General features: G+C 65.7%; 1 protein-coding gene. It reads right to left on the bottom strand.

Going from position 1 to position 1,088, the window contains the following annotated elements:
• Nucleotides 1–530: 530 nt before the first annotated feature.
• Nucleotides 531–1,088, bottom strand: a 558-nt coding sequence (locus tag ACGWYJ_RS38880; protein ID WP_395111711.1) for a hypothetical protein, incomplete at its 5' end; no start/stop codon positions are given.

The raw sequence follows: 1,088 nt of genomic DNA, 5'->3' as shown, positions 1-1,088 counted from the left end.
AAGTCGCACCAGCTCCATCTCCGCCGACGCGGTCTCGTGTGTCCAGTTTGTCTTCGGTCGCTGGCGGGCGAGTTGCGTCACGACACGCCAGGCTAGTTCACCCAGTTCGCTCATATGGTCGATACGCTCGGAAGGATCGGCCACTACCGACAGCCCGTTGGGCTTGTGCTCTCCTTCCCGGCTGCGGTCTGGCGGGTGGTCGGAGGCCTATCATCGGCGCCCGCCGATGACGCGGACTATGCATTTCGTCCCTGGCCCGTCGGCCCGGTGGCGGAGCGCGTTGGGATTGATCCGTCCTGCTGGGCGTCATCATTGGTGCCGGGTGGCGAGTGATGACAGCTGGGTGATGGGAGCAGGCATCGGGCCGGAATGGCTGTGATGTTCGAGGGCCCTGTCGTAGTTGTGCTGCTGATCCGCGCTCTGGCTCTCGCGTTCCGCCTTTGGTGGGACGCGCTACCGCGCCCATGACCGCGTTCAACGTCGTCGCTGGCGTCGATCACCACGACCTCTCATCGGCAGAAGAGTGAGTCTCATGATGTCCGCGCCAGCGGGGCATGAACGAGGTCGGCGTTCGGCATCCGGCGGACTTCGGTCCAGGCCACGCGCGTCCGGGACTGTCCAGGGCGTATGGGATGGTGCCGTTCACGCTGCGGGCCGTACGCCCCATGTGGTCGTGGCGGTGATCTCATGTGGGTTTGCTGGGCTGCTCGCCCCTCGGACACAAACCATTTGTACATGTGGGGGTCTGGGATTACCCGGGCCTCCACGAGTCGTTTCTGGGGATGGTAGGTCATCTTCAAGCCGAGTTCTTTGTAGAGTTCGGCCTTGTCGCCGGGATCTGCGTCGACGACTACGCGGGCCAAGTCGGCGAGGCGTTGGAGCAGGCTGGCGATTGCCTGGTGGTCGGGGCGCTGGGGGCGTGGCCCTTGGCGCAGGTCGCGCTTGAGCCGGGCGCGTTCCTGTTGGACGCTGTTGATCCATGTGGTGACCTCGGCCGGGTCGGCTCCGGCCTCCAGCGCGGCCCGGTACCGGGCCAGTTTGCGGTCACAGGCCGACAGTTTCCGGGTGAGGTCGATCCGGGCCGCCTC

Origin of the sequence: Actinomadura sp. SCN-SB (genome assembly GCF_043906805.1) — a bacterium.
Taxonomy (GTDB): domain Bacteria; phylum Actinomycetota; class Actinomycetes; order Streptosporangiales; family Streptosporangiaceae; genus Spirillospora.
This window is presented reverse-complemented; position numbering and strand designations above follow the sequence as displayed.